Source organism: Phaeodactylibacter luteus (assembly GCF_007993045.1).
Lineage (GTDB): Bacteria > Bacteroidota > Bacteroidia > Chitinophagales > Saprospiraceae > Phaeodactylibacter > Phaeodactylibacter luteus.
In genome coordinates this window covers 19,180-42,454 of sequence record NZ_VOOR01000005.1, presented here as the reverse complement: position 1 = coordinate 42,454, position 23,275 = coordinate 19,180, and the positions used below count along the sequence as shown (strand labels likewise).

The 23,275-nt window shown below is 54.5% G+C and carries 16 protein-coding genes; 11 read left to right on the top strand and 5 right to left on the bottom strand.

Annotated elements, in window-relative coordinates; all coding sequences use genetic code 11:
* The first annotated feature begins 11 nt into the window (after positions 1 to 11).
* The 5 genes from alr (at position 12) to argJ (ending at position 5,786) form a co-directional block, all read left to right on the top strand.
* On the top strand, positions 12 to 1,211 hold the full coding sequence (gene alr / locus FRY97_RS03455) for an alanine racemase (RefSeq protein ID WP_147166035.1): 1,200 nt from the start codon (positions 12 to 14) through the stop codon (positions 1,209 to 1,211).
* A 65-nt stretch (positions 1,212 to 1,276) separates the two neighbouring features.
* Positions 1,277 to 2,110 carry an acetylglutamate kinase gene (gene argB / locus FRY97_RS03450; protein WP_147166034.1) on the top strand — a complete coding sequence of 278 codons (834 nt, stop codon included), beginning with the start codon at positions 1,277 to 1,279 and terminating at the stop codon, positions 2,108 to 2,110.
* The gene (locus tag FRY97_RS03445) at positions 2,101 to 3,318 is read left to right on the top strand and encodes an aspartate aminotransferase family protein (RefSeq protein WP_147166033.1); all 1,218 of its coding nucleotides are present in this window, start codon (positions 2,101 to 2,103) and stop codon (positions 3,316 to 3,318) included. Before argB ends, FRY97_RS03445 begins: the two co-directional genes overlap by 10 nt.
* 134 nt (positions 3,319 to 3,452) lie before the next feature.
* Entirely contained in the window at positions 3,453 to 4,484 is a 1,032-nt protein-coding gene (argC, locus tag FRY97_RS03440) for an N-acetyl-gamma-glutamyl-phosphate reductase (RefSeq protein ID WP_147166032.1), read from the top strand.
* A gap of 90 nt (positions 4,485 to 4,574) precedes the next feature.
* On the top strand, positions 4,575 to 5,786 hold the full coding sequence (argJ, locus tag FRY97_RS03435; RefSeq protein WP_147166031.1) for a bifunctional glutamate N-acetyltransferase/amino-acid acetyltransferase ArgJ: 1,212 nt from the start codon (positions 4,575 to 4,577) through the stop codon (positions 5,784 to 5,786).
* 508 nt (positions 5,787 to 6,294) lie between these two features.
* Here argJ and FRY97_RS03430 read toward each other — a convergent pair.
* Positions 6,295 to 6,891, bottom strand: coding sequence for a DUF1287 domain-containing protein (locus FRY97_RS03430; protein WP_211356802.1), 597 nt, complete (start codon positions 6,889 to 6,891; stop codon positions 6,295 to 6,297).
* 404 nt (positions 6,892 to 7,295) lie between these two features.
* Here FRY97_RS03430 and FRY97_RS03425 point away from each other — a divergent pair, with 404 nt between their 5' ends.
* The 5 genes from FRY97_RS03425 to FRY97_RS03405 all read left to right on the top strand — a co-directional run bounded on the left by FRY97_RS03425 (position 7,296) and on the right by FRY97_RS03405 (position 15,731).
* The gene (locus FRY97_RS03425; protein WP_147166030.1) at positions 7,296 to 7,922 is read left to right on the top strand and encodes a sugar-binding protein; all 627 of its coding nucleotides are present in this window, start codon (positions 7,296 to 7,298) and stop codon (positions 7,920 to 7,922) included.
* Between the two features lie 125 nt (positions 7,923 to 8,047).
* Entirely contained in the window at positions 8,048 to 10,294 is a 2,247-nt protein-coding gene (locus FRY97_RS03420; protein WP_147166029.1) for an efflux RND transporter permease subunit, read from the top strand.
* An 83-nt stretch (positions 10,295 to 10,377) separates the two neighbouring features.
* The gene (locus tag FRY97_RS03415; protein WP_147166028.1) at positions 10,378 to 12,177 is read left to right on the top strand and encodes an AMP-dependent synthetase/ligase; all 1,800 of its coding nucleotides are present in this window, start codon (positions 10,378 to 10,380) and stop codon (positions 12,175 to 12,177) included.
* Between the two features lie 129 nt (positions 12,178 to 12,306).
* Positions 12,307 to 14,136 carry an AMP-dependent synthetase/ligase gene (locus FRY97_RS03410; RefSeq protein ID WP_147166027.1) on the top strand — a complete coding sequence of 610 codons (1,830 nt, stop codon included), beginning with the start codon at positions 12,307 to 12,309 and terminating at the stop codon, positions 14,134 to 14,136.
* Positions 14,137 to 14,309: 173 nt separating this feature from the next.
* Positions 14,310 to 15,731, top strand: coding sequence for an MBL fold metallo-hydrolase (locus FRY97_RS03405; protein WP_147166026.1), 1,422 nt, complete (start codon positions 14,310 to 14,312; stop codon positions 15,729 to 15,731).
* A 101-nt stretch (positions 15,732 to 15,832) separates the two neighbouring features.
* Here FRY97_RS03405 and FRY97_RS03400 read toward each other — a convergent pair whose 3' ends face one another.
* Both FRY97_RS03400 and FRY97_RS03395 read right to left on the bottom strand, forming a co-directional pair.
* Positions 15,833 to 17,359 (bottom strand): PorV/PorQ family protein, encoded by a 1,527-nt coding sequence (locus FRY97_RS03400; RefSeq protein WP_147166025.1) that lies wholly within the window; start codon positions 17,357 to 17,359, stop codon positions 15,833 to 15,835.
* Positions 17,360 to 17,634: 275 nt separating this feature from the next.
* The gene (locus tag FRY97_RS03395) at positions 17,635 to 18,954 is read right to left on the bottom strand and encodes a hypothetical protein (RefSeq protein WP_147166024.1); all 1,320 of its coding nucleotides are present in this window, start codon (positions 18,952 to 18,954) and stop codon (positions 17,635 to 17,637) included.
* A gap of 219 nt (positions 18,955 to 19,173) precedes the next feature.
* On the opposite strand from FRY97_RS03395, the gene proS reads away from it, so the two are divergent.
* Complete coding sequence (proS, locus tag FRY97_RS03390; protein WP_147166023.1) at positions 19,174 to 20,667, top strand: proline--tRNA ligase; 1,494 nt, start codon at positions 19,174 to 19,176, stop codon at positions 20,665 to 20,667.
* Positions 20,668 to 20,727: 60 nt separating this feature from the next.
* Here the strand turns inward: proS and FRY97_RS03385 are convergent, their stop codons facing one another.
* Entirely contained in the window at positions 20,728 to 21,858 is a 1,131-nt protein-coding gene (locus FRY97_RS03385; RefSeq protein WP_147166022.1) for a site-2 protease family protein, read from the bottom strand.
* A gap of 162 nt (positions 21,859 to 22,020) precedes the next feature.
* Positions 22,021 to 23,211, bottom strand: a complete 1,191-nt coding sequence (locus tag FRY97_RS03380) for an acyl-CoA dehydrogenase (protein WP_147166021.1) — start codon at positions 23,209 to 23,211, stop codon at positions 22,021 to 22,023.
* Positions 23,212 to 23,275 lie beyond the last annotated feature (64 nt).

Below are 23,275 nucleotides of genomic sequence, written 5' to 3'. Positions count from 1 at the left end.
CGTTGAATCCAATGACCAAAAAACAGGCCCACCACTTCGAACCTTTCTTGCGCAATGTCCGGCATACTTCACGGATAGAGCTCAGCCAGTCTTCACTGAAAAAGAACATCAACTTCCTGCGCAGGAAAATTGGGCCAGAGGCCCGCCTATCTTGCGTGGTCAAAGCCAATGCTTACGGCCACGGCATCCCACAGATGGTGACCATGCTTTGCCGGATGGGGGTGAACCACATCTCTGTTGCCTCTGCCTACGAAGCAGAAGAGGTGCTGGAATACCGCAGCGCAGGCACCGATATCATGATTATGGGCATACTGTACGACCGGGACATCGAGTGGGCCATAGCCCATGATATCGAGTTCTATGTCTTCAACTATGACCGCCTGCCCCTGGTGCTGGAAAAGTGCAAGAAGCTGGCCAAGAAAGCCAGGGTGCATGTTGAGGTAGAGACCGGAACCAACCGGACGGGCATGACTGAGCCTTACTTTAAAAAAGCCTTGACCTTCCTGAAGCGCAATAAGGAGTACATTACCTTTCAGGGGCTGTGTACGCATTTAGCCGGCGCAGAGTCTATCAGCAGCAACTTTAGGACCGAGCAGCAGAAAAAACGCTATGAAGGATACCTTTCGGAATGCCGCAAGCGGAAATTCATGCCCATTTACCGGCATATCGCCTGCTCTGCCAGCGCACTTGTGATGCCAGAGACGCGTTACGATTTGGTACGGGTGGGCGTCGCTACCTATGGCTTTTGGCCCAGCCCAGATGTGTATTACCAGCACCTTCAGCAGGCCGGGAAGCTGAAGGACACTCCTATGAGCCGCATCATCAGCTGGAAAACGGACGTCATGGATATCAAGCATGTGCCCAAAGGGGACTTCATAGGCTACGGCACTTCTTTTCAGGCCACCCGAAATATGACCGTGGCTGTAGTGCCGGTCGGGTACTGCAACGGCTACCCAAGAGGGCAGTCCAACCGGGGGCATGTACTGATCAAAGGGAGGAAAGCCCCCATCACGGGCCTCATCAACATGAACCTCTTCATGGCCGATGTCAGTGATATACCTGGCGTACAGCCCGGGGAGGAGGTGGTCCTGCTCGGCAAACAAAAGAACAACACGATCAATGTCAGCTCTTTTACCAACTATGTACAGCTGCTGAACAACGAGATGCTCAGCCGCCTGCCGGCTGCCATCCCAAGAAAAATCGTAAAGTAAACTTACGTTGTGCTGCAGCGCCGCCTATGGGGCTGCAGCACAATTATTCATTCACACAAAACGCAATGAACGCAACCGAAAACAAACCGCTGGCACTCATCAAGTACGGCGGCAATGCTATGCTCAACGAGGGCCTCAAGCAGGCTGTCGTCAACAATATCAAGCAGCTGACCGAAAGAGGGGTGCAAACCGTACTTGTGCACGGAGGCGGCCCATTCATCAAACGGGCGCTCGATATGGCCGGCATCGCCTCTGAATTCATAGGCGGGCACCGAAAGACCACGCCCGAAGCGCTGAAGTATATAGAAATGGCCCTCAAAGGGGAAGTAAACAGCAGCTTGGTCAACCTCCTTAACGCATCTGGGCTGAAAGCCGTTGGGCTATCCGGCAAGGACGGCGCTATGGCCATAGCCCGGAAGCGCTACCACCTTGCCCAAGAAAACGGACAGGATGTAAAGCACGACCTGGGCCAGGTGGGCGATGTCGAATCTATAGATACCACCCTGCCCCGTACCCTCCTGCAACACGGCTTCCTGCCCGTCATCACCTGCATCGCCTCTGATAAAAAGGGGAACGATTACAATATCAACGCAGATATGTTTGCCGGCGCATTAGCCGGCGCTCTCGCTGCAGATGATTATCTTGTGCTTACTGATGTAGACGGCTTGCTACGAGACCTCAACGACCCAGCCTCTATCATACGGGAGTTGCCGCTTTCGGAACTGCCCAGCCTGATGGGGACCGTCATTAAAGGGGGCATGATCCCCAAATTGGAGTCTTGTGAGGCTGCGCTCCGGGGCGGTGCCCGCCGGGCCCGCATCGTCAATGGCACTCAACCGGACACCATAGCCAAGGCCGTCCTTTCCTCTCATTCAACCGGAACAGAAATATGCTTGTAGAAGAAAAAACCACCAACCAGGCCTTGTACCAGGCCGACCGCCAATATTATCTGCCCACCTTCAACCGCATCCCCTTGGCGTTCAAACGGGCGCAGGGGGCCAGGATGTGGGATGTCGAAGGCAAGGAATACCTCGATGCCCTTGCCGGGATTGCCGTCTGCAACCTCGGCCACTGCCACCCCAAGGTGGTCAAAGCGGTACAAGAGCAAGCCGCTCAGCTGATGCACATTTCTAACTTCTTCGTCAGCGAGCCGCAGGTTGCCCTTTCGGAAAAGCTCGTCCAAAGCTCTGGCCTGGACCGCGTATTCTTCTCCAATAGCGGGGCGGAATCCGTTGAAGGGGCAATCAAAATTGCACGGAAGTATGCTTTCACCAAAGGGCGGGGCGGGCACATCATCAGTATGCAGGGCTCTTTCCACGGCCGTACGCTGGCCACCATCGCTACTGGCAAGGAGAAAATGCAGCGGGGCTTCGGCCCTATGCCAGCGGGCTTCCATAAGGTGCCGTTCAATGACATAGAGGCTGTCCGTGCCCTGGCCAGCCACGATGTGGCCGCCATTATCCTGGAGCCGGTGCAAGGGGAAGGCGGCATCAACGTTGCAAAGCCTTGCTACCTGCGCGCACTGAGAGAGCTCTGTGACCAAGAAGATATTGTGCTCATTTTTGATGAAATACAATGTGGCATAGGCCGCACCGGAGAGCTGTTTGCCAAAGACCACTACGAGGTACAGCCCGATATCATGACCTTGGCCAAAGGCTTGGGCAGCGGCCTGCCCGTCGGGGCGATCCTAAGCAATGAAAAAGTGAGCAGCGCCATAGAATTTGGCGACCATGGCACCACATTTGGCGGCAACCCTATGGCTTGCGCGGCCGGGCTGGCCACACTTAATGCCATAGAAGAAGAAGACCTCTTGCGCCAGACTTCGCGCAAAGGCTTCTGGCTGAAAAATATGCTGCAGGACCGCCTCGGGGGCCACCCTAAGCTGAAAGCCATCCGGGGCCTGGGCCTTATGATCGGGGTAGAGTTCGACTTCCCCACCAAGCCGCTGGTCCTCGAAATGATCAAACACGGCGTTATCGCCAATGCCACAGCTGATCATGTGCTGCGCATGGTGCCGCCCCTCGTGATTACTTACGAGGAGCTCGAACACCTGGCAGATACGATCGTCAAGTGCATCGGGCTGATGGAAGAAAGGGGCGAGCTGTAACCCCCCTGCTCATGCCCATCCTCAAAACATTAAACTTGATACACCGGGCCTGTGCAGCGGGAAGGAAAGAGCCATTTTAACCCTAAAATGACCCCCGGCGCATCAAGTCTATTACCAATCAACAGCTGAACGCAATGATAAAAACAGCGATTGTTGGCGCCACCGGCTATACCGGGTCTGAGCTGGTGCGCCTTCTGTACAACCACCCGGATGTCTCCCTGAACATGATCACTTCTGAGAGCAGGAAAGGGGAGCCCTTCTCGGCGGTCCACCCCCACTTCGAAGGGCTAGTGGATATCACCTTGCAGGGCGCGGATGCTGTGCTCGAAGAAGAACTCGATATGGTCTTCCTGGCCTTGCCCCACGGGGTGTCCATGGAATATGTAAAGCAATACGAGCAAGCTGCTTTCAATATAGTGGACCTGTCCGGCGACTTCCGCCTCTCCGGGCCTCAGGTATACGAATCTTGGTACCAAAAGCCACATACCTTCCCATCTGGGTTTCAAGGGGCAGTGTACGGGCTGCCTGAGCTGCATGCCAATGCGATTTCAAAAGCATCGCTTGTCGCCAACCCCGGCTGCTACCCTACAAGCGCTATACTCGGGCTGGCCCCCTTGGCCCATGCCGGCCTGATCGACCCTGCCAGTATCATCATCGACGCCAAATCGGGCATCACTGGTGCGGGCATCAAAGCTAAGCCCACAACTCACTATTCCAATGTGAACGATAATTTTAAAGCCTATGGGCTGAAGTCGCACCGACATACCATAGAGATACAGGAACAGCTCGGCTGGCTGCACCATTCGGAGCTCACGGTGCAGTTCACGCCTCATCTCCTGCCTGTCGACCGGGGCATATTGTCTACCATATACGCTGCTCCCATCAAACCCGTGTCGGAAAAACAATTAAAGGGCCTGTACGCCGACTTCTACAGGCATGCTCCTTTTGTGCGCTTGCGCAAAACTCCTCCTACCCTGAAGGACGTGCGCGGCACCAACTTCTGCGACATCTTCATCACTTTCGACGAGCGCACGGGCCGCATCATTACGCTGTCTGCTATCGACAACCTCGTCAAAGGGGCAGCGGGGCAGGCTATGCAAAACATGAACCTGCAATTTGGGCTCCCCCAAGACAGAGGCTTTGTCTCTCTCCCGCTCAACCCTTGAGGCAGGCCTAAATCGCTAACTTTTGATTTTCAAAACAAAAACACTCCAGATAAACGCTAAAACCAGACCAACAATTACCAAGCATACACCATGATTAGAAACTTAACCACCGTACGTGGCATCAAATGCTGGGGCGCACACATTGGCATCAAATCCATGCGGCGCGACCTGGCCATAATCCATTCTGAAGTACCGGCAAGCGCAGCTTGCACGTTTACCCGCAACCGGGTGGTCGCTGAGCCGATCAAAGTATCCCGGGAGCATATCAGGGACGGCAAAGCGCAGGTCATCATTTGCAATGCGGGAAATGCCAACGCTTGTACTGGCGATCAGGGCAGGAAAGGGGCCGAGGCGATGGCTCAGGCTGCTGCGGAGAAGCTGGGCATTGCCAAGGAAGATGTCCTCGTGGCCTCTACCGGACTGATCGGGGAGCCTTTCCCTACGGAGGATGTCGTCCGCGGCATCAAAGAGAATATGGACAAAATCTCCGGCGATGCCAAAGCCGGCTCTTTTGCAGCCAATGCTATCCTGACTACAGACACCTTTGCCAAAGAAGGGTTTATGGATTTTGAGCTCGATGGGAAGGCCATCAATATAGCTGGCATTGCTAAGGGGTCTGGCATGATACACCCCAATATGGGCACTATGCTCGGCTTTATCGTATCCGATGTAGCCATCGAGCCGGCTTTGCTCGACAAAGCCGTGAAAGCATGTGTGGACCTCTCTTTCAACATGATTACGGTAGACGGGGATACTTCTACCAATGACATGGTTGCCGTGCTTTGCAATGGGCTGGCAGGCAACACAACTATAGCTTCCGAAAAAGACAAGGGGTACAAGCTCTTCCGGCAAAAGCTGGAAGATATGATGATCCACCTGGCCAAGCTTATTATTTCCGATGGAGAAGGGGCCTCAAAGTTTGTAGAGTACGAGGTAGCAGGAGCGCCAAGCGATAAAACCGCACGGCAGCTCGTGCGTGCCATTTCGGACTCCACCCTCGTCAAAGCCGCTATGTTTGGGCGCGACCCCAACTGGGGGCGCATCATCTGTGCTGCCGGCAATGCCGGTGTGCCATTTGATTATACCCATGTAGACCTCTTCTTGGGCGATAATGAGAAGATGGTGCAAGTGCTGGACAAAGGGCAGCCGGTCGCATTTGACCGCAACCGGGTAAAAAGGCTGCTGCGGGAGTCTAACCTTAGGGTGAAATTGGACATGAACGAAGGCGAAGGCCAGGGCCGGGGCTGGGGCGCCGACTTGACCACTGATTATGTGATGTTCAACTCTGTGTATACGACTTAAGGGGGGCGTTGTCTGCCAAATTGGTCAGGCAATTGTCCTTAATGGAAAAAAGGACTAGTGCCTCAAGCCATATACTTCTGATACTTAAGTTGAAGTTATTTTCCGGCTTATCAAGGCGAAGGTTCGCGACTTTAGCCCGAGCTAAAGGAGCGGTTCTTTAACGAAGAGCAGGCGGAAAAGAACGAAACTTGGGGTGGCAAGGGTTTATGGCTTGAGGCACTAGTGCCTCAAGTCATATGCTTCTGATACTTAAGTTGAAGTTATTTTCCGGCTAATCAAGGCGAAGGTTCGCGACTTTAGCCCGAGCTAAAGGAGCGGTTCTTTAACGAAGAGCAGGCGGAAAAGAACGAAACTTGGGGTGGCAAGGGTTTATGGCTTGAGGCACTAGCGATGCGGAGGGGTGGCAAGCCCGCAGGGCCGAGCGGATAGCGAGCCCCGCAGCGTAGCGGCCCCGCCCTCAGGCGGGAGAGGCCCCTAAAAATCAGCCCTTGCAGTGCTAAAGGAGGGGTCAGCCGCCAAACCGGTAGTGCCCGATGATGGGGAATTCGAACAGCACATCGTCCTCGTTTTGCCCGCCTCCGATATTATGGATGATCAGCGGCCGCCCGGCATGGCTCACATTCGGGCCGACGATGCCGATATGGGTGAGCCCGCCTGAAAGCTGCCAGCATACGACATCTCCAGGCTGATAGTCTGCAGCAGATTGTGAAGTGGAGAGGCTGGCCCCTTGCCGTTTGAAGTATGTCATCAGGTTGGGCACCCGCCGGTGGTCAATATTAGGATCTGGACGGTTAAGGCCCCACTTTTGTGGGTACTGGCTGAAATTGCGCCGCATATCTTCGTGCACAAGCTGCTGCAAGTCAATCCCTACCTTGCGGTAAGCACGGACGACTACATCTGTGCATACCCCTTTGTGCGCAGGGACATCCCCCATGGGGTAATCGATGGAGAAGTAAGCTGGGTCATACTGTACTTGCTGGGCCGTGAGGCCCAGTGCTGCGTCTGCCAGTTCGTCGAAGAAAGATACAGCTGTAGGCGGCGCAGTTTGATGGCGGCCCGGAAAAACGGATGACAGCAAAAGGAAGAGGAAGGCTTGGGGCATCATGGGCTTGGGTTTAAAAGTTGATGGAAAGCGTGATATGCAGTTGGCTCCAAGGGGCTCTTGTGTGGGCGCAAAACAGATTATCGTTTTTTTAGCCTGCACAGCTTGCTTCGCGTGATGGGCCTGCCCCCTCCGCAAGGATAGGGGCCTGCCCCTGCCAGCAGGCAGGTGCCGCTATGCTCCGGGGCTCGCTGCCCGCTCGGCCCTACCGGGCGTACCCCCCTTCGCAGCGCTAGGCCAAGGCCAGGCTGAAGCCCGGAAAACATAAACGCCTGCTTGAATTTGGTTTACGCCCTTTTCATAGGTACTAAACTCCTGCAGGCCTATGGAATATTGCCTAAGCCTTACAAAACCTGTACCCATTGTGCCTGAGCCTTGTGCGGGAAACCGTACCTTTCTGAAAAAAGATGGCGCTACCTATCTACACTGTGCCCCCTACGAAAGGGGCCGACATACCACAAGCCGAATGGAGAGATGCACCTGTATTGGCCGATTTTTGCTCCCCATGGGTTGAGGGAGCAGACCCTGCTACCGTTTTCCAGGCTCTGCACAGCCCTACCGATTTTTTCTTCAGGTTTGAAGTCAAGTCTTCCCCTCTGTACATTTACCGGGGCGAAGGCACCAAATTTGATGTGCTGCGCTCAGAGCGGGTAGAGATTTTTTTCCGGCAGGACCCCGGGCTCAAGCGCTATTTTGGGCTGGAGATGGACCCCGAAGGAAGGGTATACGATTATCAATCCAGCTATTACCGGCAATCGGACCCCAGCTGGGGATGGCCAGAAGGGCACTTATCGCTCTGGCCTCAGGTACATGCTGAGGGCTATACCCTTTCCGGGCGCATCAGCAAAGCCTCCCTGCTGGCACTGGGCCTGCTGCGGGATGGGCAATGGCTGGAGGCTGGGCTCTACCGTGGGCACTGCACCCGCCTAGATGGGAGCGAGGCCGTATTTCAATGGTACCCTTGGGTAGACCCCCAGACAGAAAAGCCCGATTTTCATGTCCCCTCCTCGTTCGGGCGGCTACAGCTCCTTTAGCCGCCTTGGCGTGGGGCAATTTTTACGCTCCCCCAACAAACCAAAGAAGAGCCTTTGGGTTATACCCTCGTCCGCTTGGCGTACCTTTGCGCCCCAATATCATAACCTGACGAGCAAACCCAAACATGAAGAGCAATTTGCGCATCATCTCTGTCGTGACCTTCCTGCTGCTGGCAGCAGCAAGCGGCTACTATGTCACCCAGCTGAAGTTTTCCTTTGACTTCGAGCAGTTCTTTCCGGAAGGGGATGAAGACCTGGAGTTCTTCCGGGACTTCATCGAAAATTTTGAAGGGGATGACAACTTTCTGCTCGTTGCCGTAAGGCGGGAGGGGGGCGTTTTCGAACAAGGCTTCCTCGAGCGCTTTCATGGTTTTTCCCTTGATGCCCGCAACCTGCCTTATGTCACGGAGAGCCAATCACTGACGAAGTTCTCCTACCCGCTGCGCACCCCTTTTGCCATTACCACTATACCGGCCATCCACATTGATCAGCCAGAGCGGTACGCAGCAGACCGAGAGCGCATCCTCAATGACGAGCGCTTTGTGCACAACCTCATTTCTGCCGATGGGGAGACGTTGGTCGTGTTCCTAAAGACCAAGCCCAGCATACAGTTAGACGAGGCCCGGGAACTGATGGCTGCGCTGGAGGAAATGGTGAACGAGCAGTACCAGTTTGCGGAGTACCACTACCTGGGCCGCCCGTTTTTTCAACAGGAGCTGGTGGATATGCAAAAGCGGGAGATTACGGTCTCTGCCATCGTATCCGGCATTCTGGTCTCCCTCATCATGTTCTTCATTTTCCGGAAGCCTTGGGGGATTTTTGTGGCCCTCATTTCTATCGGGCTGGGCATGCTGCTGTTTATGGGCCTGCTGGGCGCGAGCGGCAGGGAGCTTAATGCCATGGCTGCTCTCTACCCGGTACTGATGATCATAGTAGGCACTTCGGACGTAGTCCACATCATGTCCAAATACATAGATGAGCTGCGCAAAGGGGAGCCGCAAGACCGGGCGATTGTGACGACCATCAAGGAGATTGGGCTGGCCACGCTGCTGACATCCATCACTACGGCTATTGGGTTTGCCTCTCTGCTCACGAGCAAGGTGGGCCCCATACGCGACTTCGGCATCAATGCGGCTATTGGGGTGATTGTCGCTTACGTCACCGTAATTTTCTTCACCACAGCGGTCCTTTCCTGGTTCCGTGCCGACCAGATCATGAAGATGGGCAGAGGGCAAGCCTTCTGGGAGAAATCAATGTCCTGGGCCTACCAGTTTACCCTCCGCCGGCCAACAGGTATCGCATTGGGGGCTGTAGCCACCCTTGGCCTCGCCCTGTGGGGTATTTCCCTTATCACCACCAACTATGGCATCATCAATAATATGCCGAGGGGAGAAAAGATTACCGAAGATTTCCGCTTTTTTGAAAAGCACCTGACCGGTTTCCGCCCAATGGAGATAGCTGTATTTGCCAAAAATGGGCATCAGGCAACCGATTGGGAAGTGATCCGCGAGATTGCAAAAGTGGAGAACTACCTCAAGCAATACCCTTACGTGCAGGCTGTAGGCTCTGTAACGGCCGTTTACAAAAGCATCAATCAGATGATGGCAGGCAACAGCCCGGAAGCCTACCGTATGCCGGAGTCTGAGCAGCAGTATGAGCGTTATCAGCGCATGGCCCGGCAGGTCCCTAAGCTCAACGTAAATGTATTGCTCAGCGAGGATGGCACCAAAGCGCGCATCACCTCCCGCATACAGGATATCGGAGCAGACAGCATCAAGGCTATGGGCGAACGGATGGACCGATGGATTGTGGCCAATACAGATACCAGTGCAGTGGCATTTCAGCGCACGGGGACTGGCCTGATCATCGACAAAAACGCAGAGTATGTTCGCCGGGACCTCCTCTACGGGCTGGGCATGGCCGTAGTGATTGTCAGTTTCCTGATGGCCCTGTTGTTCCGCAACGTTAAAATGCTGCTCATCTCTTTGGTGCCCAATATTTTCCCGCTCATCTTGGCCGGTGCCCTACTTGGCTTTCTAGGCATAGAGCTGGAAGCCGGCGTCTCTATCGTTTTTGCCGTCATTTTCGGTATTGCAGTTGACGACACCATCCACTTCCTCAGCAAGTACAAGCTGGCCAAGGGTAAGGGGCTCAGCCGGGAAGAAGCTATGAAAATCACCTTTACAGAAACGGGCAAGGCTATTGTCCTCACCTCGGTCATCCTTTTCTTCGGCTTTTTGGTCATGCTCTTCTCCATCCACCCCCCAAGCGTGACCATCGGGCTGCTGATCAGCCTGACCCTCGTTAGCGCACTGGTCAGCGACTTGCTCCTTATCCCATTGATGATCAGGTGGATGATGAAGGCCGAATAACAACATTCCCGGCTGGCAGCGGGTGTTCTTGCAGGCAATTGCTTATTTTCACACGGGCACTGCCCAACTGAACCCCCTATGCAATGGATTTTCAACGGCTATTCGACATCCTGCCCTATCAGCAGCGTTGCTTCCCCAACAAGCGTGCCCTGGCCATCCGGCAGGGGGTCGCTTGGCAATTTTACAGCACAGCGGAGGCCATAAGGCTTACCCAAAGGCTCAGTGCCGGCTGGCTACACCTAGGCCTCAGAAAAGGGGACCGTGTCGCCATCTTAGCCGAGCGGGCCAGCCCCCGGTGGCTCCTGATCGATATCAGCCTTATGCAGGCGGGCTTTATCCCAGTCCCTATCCACAGCAGCTGCCTGGCCGAAGAGCTGAGGTACATCCTCAAAGAATCCGGTGCCCGCTATGCCGTTGCCGCCAACCGGGAAGCCTTGGAAAAGGTCTTGGCGGAGCGTGCGCAGCTGCCGGCTCTGGAGGAAGCGTACTGCCTGCAAGAGCTCCCAGACTACCCGGGATGGGAAGACCTGCAGCGGGAGCCTACCCCGGCTCAGCAAGAGCAGCTCCAGGTGCTGAAAGCCGCCATTCACGAAGACGACCTGGCCACCATTGTCTATACTTCCGGTACAGCAGGGGAGCCCAAAGGGGTCATGCTCTCCCACGCCAATATTGTCAGCAACATCAAGGCGGTCATCAGTTTAGTACCAGTAGACCGGACAAAGCGGGCGCTCAGTTTCCTTCCGCCCAGCCACATCTTTGAGCGCATGGCCAACTATGCCTACCTTGCCAGTGGCGCTAGCATTTATTATAGCCATAACCCTGAAGAGACCCGCCTGCTGCTCCGGAGCATAAAGCCTCACTTCTTCACGGCTGTGCCCCGCTTGCTGGAGCGTGCATACGACAGCATTTTGGAGCGCATCGGGCAGCTGCCGGCCCCTATGCGCTGGCTGGGCCTTTGGGCGGTACGCACCGGCGAGCAGTATAAAGACAAAGGGGCACAGCCGGCTTTTTACGCTCTGCAGCTGGCGCTTGCCCGCCTCTTGGTGCTGCGCCGATGGCGCCGCCTCCTCGGCGGCCGGGTACAGGGTGTACTAGTGGGCGCAGCTGCACTGCAGCCACGGCTGGGCAGGTTGTTTTCGGCGGCTGGCATACCGATACGAGAAGGATACGGCATGACAGAAACCTCCCCGGTCATCTCCTTCAACCGCTTCGAACCAGGAGGGGCAAGGTTTGGCACCGTGGGCATTCCACTGCCCGGAGTAGAAGTCCGCATTGGCCAACATGAAGAAGGGCCGGAAGGGGAAATCCAAGTCAAAGGGCCGGGTGTCATGCTGGGGTACTACCAAAGGCCAGAAGCCACGCAGGAAGCGTTTACCCCAGACGGATGGCTGCGCACCGGCGACCGCGGCCAGATGGTCCACAAACGATTTTTGCAAATTACTGGGCGGCAAAAAGACCTCTTCAAAACCTCCAACGGCAAATACATTGCCCCAGAAGAGATAGAGGCCCTGCTCCGGCTCTGCCCCTATATTGAAGACTGCCTGGCCATTGGCGCACGCCGCCCTTTCGTATCTGCCCTGCTCCTGCCACAATTCGAATTGCTGTACCAATGGGCACAGGAAGAGCAAATACATTGGACCGCCCCACAGTATATGGTGCACAATCCTAAGGTCATGGATTTTTTGCGGCAGCAGGTACGGGAGGCCAACCGCCACCTCCCTGCTTACAAACAGGTTGGGAACATCCACCTGCTGTATGAGCCTTGGACAGCAGCCTCTGGCACGCTTACCCCTACCCTCAAGCTTAGGCGGGAATGGCTGGCCGAAAAACACCAAAAGGATATTGACCGGATCTACGAACAAGGTGCAGACTTGAGAGGTTAACGGTTCAATGCGTTAGATTTCTTGGTGAACTGCCATATTGTTGATATTTTGTTTGGCTCAAACTTTCTTGCCAATATACAGTATTCATTTCCAGGCCTAAGCCTGATTAACCAAATTGCAACTAAACCTATGGAGCGTCCTACCAGGCTTTTTGATTTTGTGCGCTATCAACTCGCTCACCACCCGTTAGAACGGGCTTACGGAGGGCGCAAAGACGGAAACTGGGCTTACCTGAGCACAGCAGAAGTCATTCGGCAGGCGGAAGAGCTCAGCGCGGGCCTGCTCAAGCTGGGGGTAAAGCCCGGTGATAAAATCGCGCTCGCGGTCTACCAAAACCGGCCGGAGTGGGTAGTGACCGACCTGGCCATCCAACAGATTGGCGCCATCAACGTGCCGGTCTACCCTACCATCAGCCCTAGCGATTATGAGTACATCTTCAATGATGCTGCTGTAAAGTTCTGTTTCGTAGGGAGCGGGGATTTGTATGATAAAGTGAACAAGGCCAAAGCTAATGTAGCTTCCCTCGAGCAAATATTCACCTTTGAGGAGCAGCCCGGCACTACGCATTGGGAGACGCTCTTTACCAAAGATGGGGTGGCCGAGATTGCGGGCATGAGCGAGCAAGTGAGCCCTAAAGACCTGGCCACCATCATTTATACCTCAGGCACTACCGGAGAGCCCAAAGGGGTCATGCTTTCGCATCATAATATCGTCTCCAACGTCATGGACGTCATGGAGCTGATGCCCGTACATGCCGGGCATAAAGTGCTGAGCTTCCTGCCCCTTTGCCATATCTTCGAAAGGGCGGCCCTCTATGCCTATACTTACTTAGGAGTGGAGATACACTTTACCGGCACCGACAACTTGGGCGGGGAAGACGGAGACCTCCGTGCTGTAGCTCCACACTTTTTCACTACGGTGCCACGGCTGCTGGAGAAGGTCTATGAGAAAATTTACAACAAAGGGCTGGAACTTACCGGGGTCAAAAAGAGCCTGTTCTTCTGGGCGCTCAGCCTAACCAATGACTTTGAGTACGACAAGCCTTACTCCGGGCTGGCTGGGCTGAAACGGAGCATAGCCGATAAGCTCATCTTCAGCAAATGGCGGGAAGCTCTGGGCGGTAACGTACGCGGCATCCTTACTGGCGCAGCGCCCTGCCCCCTCAAAATGGCTAAGGTCTTCTCGGCAGCGGGCATCCCTATACGCGAAGGCTATGGCCTGACAGAGACCTCGCCCGGGCTGGCCGTAGGGCGCTATACGCCGGGCGGCGCTATGCTCGGGGCCGTGGGCCCTGCGCTCCGCAGCGTGCGCCTCAAAATTGACAGCAGCGATGGCGTGTATGGGGAAGGCGAAGGGGAAGTCCTTGCGCACGGCCCTAACGTCATGATGGGGTACTACAACAAGCCTGAAGCCACCGCTGAGGTCTTCAAGGACATAGATGGCGAGCGGTGGTTCCGGACCGGAGATGTAGGCCGATTGCTCAAAGGGCCAGGCGGAGAGTTCTTCTTGCAGATCACAGACCGCAAAAAGGAACTGCTAAAAACTTCTGGCGGCAAATATGTTGCACCTGCCCCTATCGAAAACAAGCTCAAAGAAGATTTCCTCATCGAGCAGGTGATGGTCGTCGGGGAACAGCGCAAATTCGTTTCTGCTATCATCCTTCCAGCAGAGGAGGCCCTGCACGACTGGTGCAACCGGCACGAAGTGCCCTGGAACGGGCTAGCTGACGCCATCAACCACCCTAAGGTCATTGCCAAGTACCAGTCTATCATTGATAAGTACAACCCCAACTTCAGCAAAATTGAACAGGTCAAAAAGTTCTGCCTGCTGCCCGTAACCTGGGAGCCCGTGAGGGCAGATGGGACCGATGCCGAGCTCACGCCTACTATGAAGCTCAAGCGGCGGGTCATCCGGGACAAGTACCAGGAGCAGATTGCCTCGATCTATTCGGCATCTTGAATGCGCGGTAGTTGACTTAGAGTGCGCATCAACTGCGGGGCGGGTTTACCGGCCCCGCAGTTTGCGTTTTATGCCCAGCCTGCATTGTGACCTAACTCACTGTGCCGCTCCTCAAAACCCTGCATCTTTGCACTGAACAATTGATTTGACCACCATTACTAAACTATTTCAGCATGTTCTTTCAGCACGTTTATGATAAAACCCTGGCACAGGCCAGCTATGTAGTTGGCTGCCAAAAAGCAGGTGTTGCGCTCGTTATCGACCCCAAGCGCGATGTTGACACTTACCTCGATATTGCCAAAGCTAACGGCTTCAAAATTACGCACGTTGCAGAAACGCACATCCACGCCGACTTCCTCTCCGGCGCACGGGAGCTGGCCGCCCTGACTGGTGCAGACCTCTACCTCTCTGATGAAGGCGGGGAAGGCTGGGAATACGAATTCCCTCATATTGGCCTTAAGGATGGCAGCGAATTTATGGTCGGCAACCTGAAAATAGAGGTGATGCATACGCCAGGGCATACCCCGGAGAGCATCAGCTTCCTGCTGACCGATACGCCTGCAAGCCCTGAGCCTGTGATGTTCTTTACGGGCGACTTCGTGTTCGTGGGCGATATTGGCCGCCCTGATCTGCTCGAGGAAGCAGCCGGGCTCGCTGGGACCAAAGAAGCAGGTGCCATTGAAATGTACAACTCTGTAGAGCGCTTCCGCAAACTCCCTGACCACATTCAGGTCTGGCCGGGCCACGGTGCAGGCTCTGCATGCGGCAAAGCCTTGGGCGCAGTGCCTAGCACAACCGTAGGCTATGAGAAAATCCGAAACTGGGCACTGCAGTACGAAGACGACCGCCCAGGCTTCATCAACTTCCTGCTTGAAGATCAGCCGGAGCCGCCCAAGTACTTCGCTATGATGAAAAAGCTGAACAAGGTAGACCGCCCGCTCCTGACGGAAGTACCTACTTTGAAGCAGCTCAGTGGCGAAGAGCTGAAAGCCGCACTCAATGAAGGGCTGAATGTAGTAGATACTCGGCAAAAAGCTGATTTCGCAAAAGGATACATCCCTGGCACGCTCAATATTCAGCACAACAACGCTTTCCCAACCTGGATGGGCTGGTTCATGTCTTACGACAAACCCTTCGTGCTCATCGCAGAAGAAGAGCAGCACGACGAGCTGGTCCGTATGCTGATGCGCATTGGCCTGGACAATATCGCCGGCTATGTGCCTAATGTAAAGGTCTGGGAAGACATGGGCAACGAACTGGAGACGGGCAACGTGATTTCCATCAATGAGGTAAAAGACCTGATGAAAAAGGAAGGCACTCAGGTAGTCGACCTGCGCGGTGCAGCCGAATACAAAGCAGGCCACATCAAAGGGGCGGACAACGTTTTCGTGGGCACCCTTGAGAAAAACCTGGATAAAGTGAGCCAAGAACAGGAAGTAGTCATTCACTGCAAGACCGGCGACCGGGCTGCAATCGGCTACTCAGTACTGGCCAAGCACGGTTTCAAAAACATCAAGAACTACTCCAACGGCTATGAGGAGTGGGTAGGTGCCGGCAACGAAGTTGTTGCGGAAAGCGAAGTCGCTGTAGGATAATCAGGCCCGCAGTTCAAACTTGGCTTAAAACCAAAAAAAGCCCGTCAGCCAGCCTCTTGGGGCCAGCTCGACGGGCTTTTTTATGCATTTATACGGACTTCTTAGAACCGAAAGCCAATCGTCAGGACAATCTCGCTCAGGTTTACCTGCTGCTCTACCAGCTGTTCTGGCGCATCAAAGGTCTGATAGGGCGTATAAAAACGCTCGTTCATTTGCCGGCGGTAAGCCAGGTCTGCAAAGAACGTTTTTTGGCGCAAGCCTGCCCCAAAGCTTATGGCACTGTTCAGGGTATCATCTCCTTTGAGCGGAGACTGCTGCAGGCTATAGCCTGCCCTTAAACGGATCTGATCAAAGCCATACTCTCCGCCCAGGCGCAAGTTCCAAGCCTCAGCCAGCTCATCCTGTATAGTGGCGTTCACCTCCCGTTCTGCATCGCCAAAGCCGTCGTACTGGAAACGGTTGTTGCCATAGTTCAGGTACTCCAGCTCAGCCGAAAGGAAGCCGCCGCGCACCACCCGCACCTGTGTATCACTGCCCGGCGCTACCGGCTTCAGCTCCCCTCCACTGATGATAAAGCCTGCACTTCCGATCAGCCGCCACGGTGTCCGCAACCGGTATTCGAAACTGCCATCGGGCGATTCCGATATAAACTCAAACTCTTCTTCGTTCTCGGTATAGTTATAGCCCATGCTGGCAGTGTACACATCATCGAGGCGCATAAAGGTTGGAGTGTGGACAGCCAGCCCCAAGCGAAGGACTTGCGTAGCGCGGAAAATAGCCCCCAGCTTCAGGTTCACCCCTGTACCGGAAGTGGATAAAAACTCATTGTAAGACAAAGCATTGAAAAATGGCACGCTGCCCTCCTCGCCTGGCCCACGGTCAATTTCCCGATACTCCTTTTCCACCTCATAGCGCACAATTGGCACGCCTACGGTAGCCCCGATCAGCAAGCGCTCACGGAAGTTGCCCGCAAGGGAAAAGACCAGCTCATTGATAGCCCCTCGGGTAAAAACATCCTGGCTTTTAAAGAAAGCCGAGTCTGGAGCCAGCCCGAAGTCAGAGTAGTAAAGCCCATCAGGCGGATTGCTCTCGTAAAGCGCACCTACGTCAATTGCCAGGCCTGATTCAAAATCGGAAATGCCGGCCTCGCTGTTGGCCTGCTCCTGAAACCGGTTGACAATAGAGCCTACAGAAGTACCGCCGTAGTAAAAATCTTGATGATAATTGGCTAAACGGTTGACGCCTATGCCAAAATTGATCGTACGCCAGTCCCGGTTAGGGTTGGCATTGGCAAAAACGACCCCGAAGGTGTTCAGGTTGAAATTGGTGCGGTTTTCTTCAAAAGCATCCGCGCCGTCATCATTGAGCAAGACCGAGCTGGAGTTTGCATGGTATACTCCTGGCGAGATGACAAACTCCGACATACGGTACCAGCCCAGCCCAGCCGGGTTGGTGCTCAGCACAGAAAAATCCGAGCCCAAAGCGCCCAACGCGCCGCCGGTACCTATAGAGCGGGCTGTGCCGCCCACAGAAAAGGATGAAAAACGCAAGGCATCGCTAAAGTTTTGCCCGTGAACCACGGCAGCAAGCGATAAGCCCAAAAGCAGAGAAAGGGTTCTGTACATCATAGATATATGGTTTTTCAGCGGTGCCACTGAAATGCAGGTTATTAATAGTTAAAGGTACTCAAAGAGGGTTGTGTTGACGCTAGCGTTGAAAAACGCTGCAGAGCAGGAATAAAACAGGGGTGGAAAATGACTTCCCCACCCCTGTTTTCAATTTGTTAGCGCGTGTTGGGATTTTGGTCTTCTAGTCGAAAACTAGTGCCTCCAGCCATAAACCCCTGACACCCCAAGTTTCGCTCTTAAACTAAAGCCAACGTGACGGTGTGCTGCCCACTAGCTTAGTTGCCACGGCTACGGCTGCTTGATGAGCGGCTGCTGCCACTGCTCCGGCTTGGGGAGCTGCTCCGTGAAGGAGAGGAATAGCTCCTGCTCGGGCTGCTGCTCCGGCTTGGAGAATAACTCCGGCTTGGAGAGCTGCTACGCGGTGTAAAGGAGCGGCTCGGGCTCGTGCTTCGGCTCGGGCTCGTGCTACGCGGCGTGTACGTCCGGTTGGTACGGCTTGAGCTATCGTAGGAGCGGCTTGGTGCAGTCCGGCTCGAACGAGAATTGCTATCGTAAGACCGAGGGGTATAACCACTGCCGCTGCGCCGGTCATCATAAGACCTGCTGCTCCGTGGTGAACGGTAATCTGTGCGCGGGGACGTCCGGCTCGAACGGTCAGTCCTTGGCGTAGCCGTAATACTGCTGCGCGAGGGCGTCACCGTAGTTGAAGGCGCACGGTCATAAGTACGGCTACGGGTATACGTACTGCGGGCGACATCCGCTCTAGGGTTTTGGTCATTGACCAAGCCTGGGGACGAAGTGCTGCCCGTGCGGTCGCGGCCGGATTTAGGGCTATTCAGGGTAACGTCTTTGGCCGGCTCATTGCGGTTGTTATTGTCTGCCAATGGGATATCCCGCTTGGCTTGGCTTGGCCGGTTGACAGACCCATTGGTCCGTGGGCCATAGTAAGTACCCCGCCCACCGTTATCGTTGTTGTTATTGACCGTTACGTTGTTGTAGTTGTTGTAGACAAAGCCATTGCCCCAAGTTGGCGCGCAGAAGAAGGGGTCGTTCCAGCGGTTCCAACTGTTCCAGCCCCAAGGGCTGTTCCAACGGTTCCAGCTGTTCCAGCCCCATGGGCTGCCACCCCATGCCCAGGGGTCGTTCCAAAAGGGATTGCCAAAGCCAAAGCCAATATTTACGGAAACGCGCGGGCCCCAACCCCATGAATTCCAACGGTTCCAGCGGTTCCAACGGTTCCAGCCCCATGGGCTGTCATATATCAGTACCGTAGATACCGGGTTGAAGAAGGGGTCGTAGTAGGCATTGTCCACATACACCGGATCGAAGTAGCCAAACCCCGCGTAGGGGCGGTGGAAGCGGCGAATCCGGGACGTATAGTAATAGTCGTAATAGTCATCGTCATATTCCCGGTATTCGTCAGCGTAGCGGTTGTTGACATAGTCGTCGCCCGAATAGGAATTGTTGCCATAATCATAGTAGGCGCCATCCGTATCGGGGTTGTAGTATAAATCATCGTACTGTGCTACAGCTGCTGTACTCCCAATGAGGAAGAACAAAGCAAGCAGCAAAGCCGATTTTGGATAGGTTTTCATAAAATCTGTTTTTGACGTAATAACCGTGACTCTCTTACTTTCACAACATCCAATTTATTACTTTTGTGCCTAATTTTTAGTTAAAGACTCTTTAAAAGGCGATTTCTGCCTGTTAAACCAAGGCTTTCCGGCCCTTAACAGTTGTTAAAGCCGGTTTTTATGGCCTGGATATCATGAACAATCAACCGCCCAGCCCGGGCGCATAAATTTACCCCGCTTATGGCCAAAGCAATCACCAAGCGTACTGAGAACTACTCGCAGTGGTATCTGGACATCGTAAAGCGTGCCGGCCTTGCCGACCACTCACAGGTCAAGGGCTGCATGGTTATCAAACCGACCGGCTTTGCCGTTTGGGAAAACATGAAAGATCAGCTCGACCGCATGTTCAAAGAGACTGGCCATGTCAACGCTTACTTCCCGCTGTTCATCCCTAAGAGCTTCCTGAGCCGGGAAGCGGCTCATGTTGAAGGGTTCGCCAAGGAGTGTGCCGTGGTAACCCATCACCGCCTTATGAACGACCCCAACGGAGGGGGTGTCGTTGTAGACCCCTCTGCGAAGCTCGAAGAAGAGCTGATCGTACGGCCTACTTCAGAAACCATCATCTGGGATACTTACCGGGACTGGATCAACTCCTACCGGGACCTCCCGCTGCTCATCAATCAATGGGCCAACGTGGTACGCTGGGAGATGCGCACCCGCCTGTTTATGCGCACTGCAGAGTTCCTTTGGCAGGAAGGGCACACCGCTCACGCTACCCGGGAAGAAGCAATGGAAGAGTCTCTGCGCATGCAGCAAGTCTATGCCGACTTTGCTGAGCAGTACATGGCTATGCCGGTTATCAGAGGCGTAAAAACTGCCAACGAGCGGTTTGCCGGTGCCGATGAGACCTACACCATTGAATCGCTCATGCAAGATGGCAAAGCGCTGCAGGCCGGCACTTCACATTTCCTTGGCCAAAATTTCGCCAAAGCTTTTGATGTGAAGTTCCTCAACAAAGAGAATCAGCAGGAGTATGTCTGGGCTACTTCTTGGGGCGTTTCTACCCGCCTCATCGGTGGGCTGATCATGACCCACTCTGACGACGACGGGCTCGTCATCCCGCCAAAGCTGGCGCCTACTCAGGTGGTCATCGTGCCTATCCCAAAGCCCGGGCCTGAGATTGCAGAGGTAGCCGAAAAACTCATGCAAGCCCTGCGCGCACAAGGCATCCGGGTCAAGTTTGACGACGACGAGAAGAACCGCCCCGGCTTCAAGTTTGCAGAGCACGAGCTCAAAGGTATTCCGGTACGGATCGGCATCGGCAAACGCGACCTTGAAAAAGGGCAGGTGGAAATCGCCCGCCGTGACACCAAGGAAAAGCAATTCGTCCCTATCGACGGGGCAGCGGCTTTTGCCGCTCAGCTTTTAGACGACATACAGCAGAACCTGCTGCAGAAGGCGACTAAATTCCGGGACGACAACATCACCCGGGCTGATCATTTTGATGACTTCAAGGCTATTGTCAACGCAACACGCCCTGATCAGACTGAATCCTGGGGTGGCGGCTTTATTTCTGCTCATTGGGATGGCACTACTGAGACCGAGCTCAAGATAAAAGAGCTGACCAAGGCGACTATCCGTTGCATCCCGCTCGATAATGAGCAGGAAGAGGGGCGGTGTATCCTCACAGGAAAACCCTCCAATCAGCGGGTACTCTTTGCGAAGGCCTACTAAGATACGATTAGTGAATCTTCAGACAGGGTTGGTTGAGCGTGCTCGGCCAGCCCTGTTTTTTTACTTGTCCATGAGTTTGAGGAAGGTGCGCAGCCCGTCTTCGTCTACCATGCCTACAAGCTGGCCCTTTTCGTATACCGGCAGGACACCCGCCTGCCTCGCATAGACCTTGCCGTACACCTCATCCAGCGCATCATACAGCAGCAGCCCCCCTGAGACAACAGCCGCTATTTCTCCAACCGCTTTTCCGCGGTCTGTTGTTTTGGCTTTCGCCAAATTCACCAGTGTACGCTCACTCAGTGCACCACAGAGGTTGTGCCATTGGTCAAAAACCAGAAAACTGCGCTCCGCACCATGTTGCATCCGGTCTAATACTTCGCCCAAAGGCTGCCAGGCATAAACCGGTGTAAAGCCCCGGCGCACTACATCGGCCACTTTGTGGGTAGACAGCAAGCGGTCAAAGCGGACCATTTTGTATTCATTTGCCGCCATGACAAAAACAAAAATACCGACGACTGCTGTGATGATGCTCAACTGCCACAGGCCCAGTGCAACGATCGCTACCGCAAAAGCCTGGCCCACATATGTGGCCAGGCGAGTGGCCCGCAGCCGCCCCATGCGGATGGAGAGCAAAGCACGCAGCACCCGCCCACCGTCCATCGGGAAGGCGGGCATCATATTGAACAGGGCCAATATGATATTCAGGAAAATGAGGCCGAACACGAAGTAATCCCAGCCGGAGAGCCCGATATTGAAGGCATTGCTGGCAGGGTAAAAAATGCTTAGGAAAAAGTTGTAAAGCTGGGAGCGCCCATTGGCAGATATAAACACGGGCTGTACCGCTAAGAGCATGCTGATGAACAAATTGACCATAGGGCCGGCGAGGGCGACCATAAACTCATGACGGGGGTCGTCAGGAAGCCGGTCGAGCCGGGCCACTCCGCCTATTGGGGAGAGGATGATATCCCGCGTTTGCACTCCATACCGCCTCGCGGTAAGGGCGTGGCCGAACTCATGCAGCACCACACAGAAAAAAATAGCCAATACGAAAGCCATCATCCAGCCGATCGCCTCCCAGTCCCATGCTTCGCTGAGCCCTTTGATGAGGACCCACACAAAGATGAGCAGGAAGGTCCAGTGTACTTGTACCGGAATTCCAAAAACGCGGGCAATCTGAAGGGCTCCTTTCATATTATTGAGGCTGTAGGTAGGGGCAACATGCCGTTTATAACGCGGTTGGGGCAGGTTAAGTTGCTGTGCCCGGCTAATGGCATAGCGGCTTTTTTGATAAACAAAGAGCACCTCCCGCTATGGAAGATGCTCTTTGCGTAGGACATGGTGTGGACAGGCTGGTTAAACGCCCTGCTCCTGCATATTGTCGCGGAAGATGGGCAAGTACAGCTGCCCTTTTAGGATGCCGCGGGAAATCACGATCCGCTGCACCTCCGATGTACCTTCATAGATCTGTGTGATTTTGGCATCCCGCATCAGGCGCTCCACATGGTACTCTTTGACAAAGCCATAGCCTCCATGTACCTGCACCGCCTCAACCGTATGCCTCATGGCCACCTCAGAAGCGTAGAGCTTGGCCATAGAGCTGGCCATGTCATAATCCATACTATTGTCTTTCAGCCAAGCAGAACGGTAGACCATTAGTTTGGCGGCCTCAATTTCGGTAGCCATATCCGCTAACTTGAAGGCTATAGCCTGATGTTTGCTAATGGGCTTGCCAAAAGCTTCCCGCTCTTTGGAGTAGGCCAGCGCCAGCTCATAAGCGCCCCCCGCTATGCCTAGGGCTTGGGCCGCAATGCCAATACGGCCGCCAGAAAGGGTTTTCATCGCAAATTTAAAACCAAAGCCGTCTTCACCTATGCGGTTTTCTTTGGGCACCTTCACATCCGTATACATAATGGTATGGGTATCCGAGGAGCGGATGCCCAGCTTATCTTCTTTAGCCCCCACGGTCACCCCTTGCCAATCTGCTTCTACGATCAAGCAATTGATGCCTTTATGCCCTTTCTCAGCGTCGGTCTGGGCCATGACCAAGTGCACGCTCGAGCTGCCGCCATTCGTGATCCAGTTTTTGGTGCCATTGAGCAGGTAGTGGTCGCCCATATCTACCGCAGTAGTACGCTGCATGGTAGCATCGCTGCCAGCCTCCGGCTCCGAAAGGCAGAATGAGCCGATCCACTCGCCGCTAGCCAGTTTGGGCAGGTATTTTGCCTTCTGTGCTTCTGAGCCAAACGTCTCAATGCCCCAGCAGACCAATGAATTGTTGACAGACATAATGACAGAGCAAGAGTTGTCTACCTTCGATATCTCTTCCATAGCCAAGACATAAGACATGGTATCCATACCGCCCCCGCCGTATTCCGGGGAGACCATCATGCCCAGGAAGCCAAGCTCTCCCATCCGGCGGATCTGCTCCTTGGGAAACTCCTGCTTGCTGTCGCGCTCAATTACGCCGGGCTTAAGTTCTTTTTGGGCAAACTCCCGGGCAGCCTCCTGCACGGCGAGCTGTTCTTCGGTCAATTCAAAAAACATGCTTATTTGGATTTTATTTGGTCTGGGCAGAATAACCCATCAACAGATTAAAAATTACATCATA